1 protein-coding gene is annotated in these 394 nt (G+C 34.8%); it reads left to right on the top strand.

Annotation, left to right across the window (positions count from 1 at the left end):
• Positions 1-144 precede the first annotated feature (144 nt).
• A partial coding sequence (locus BGE37_RS24835; protein WP_198598488.1) for a transposase family protein occupies positions 145-394 on the top strand: 250 nt, incomplete at its 3' end.

Below are 394 nucleotides of genomic sequence, written 5' to 3'. Positions count from 1 at the left end.
CAGGGAAAGATCACGTAACGCTGCTTTTTTGTACTAAACAATTCGCATTTTATGTTTAAAAATTGAGATATTCCTCATTACCTGAAGCTGTTTTTTATTGCTTATACATGATCAAATACTCCTTACATAATTAAGGAGAACAAAATGGAACTTAAAAAATTGATGGAACATATTTCTATTACCCCCGATTACAGACAAGCCTGGAAAGTGGATCATAAATTGTCAGATATTCTACTGTTGACTATTTGTGCCGTTATTTCTGGTGCAGAAGATTGGGAAGATATAGAGGATTTTGGGGAAACTCATCTCGATTTTTTGAAGCAATATGGTGATTTTGAAAATGGTATTCCTGTTCACGATACCATTGCCAGAGTTGTATCCTGTATCAGTCCTG

This window comes from Escherichia sp. MOD1-EC6300 (genome assembly GCF_002965045.1).
GTDB lineage: Bacteria > Pseudomonadota > Gammaproteobacteria > Enterobacterales > Enterobacteriaceae > Escherichia > Escherichia coli_F.
This window is presented reverse-complemented; position numbering and strand designations above follow the sequence as displayed.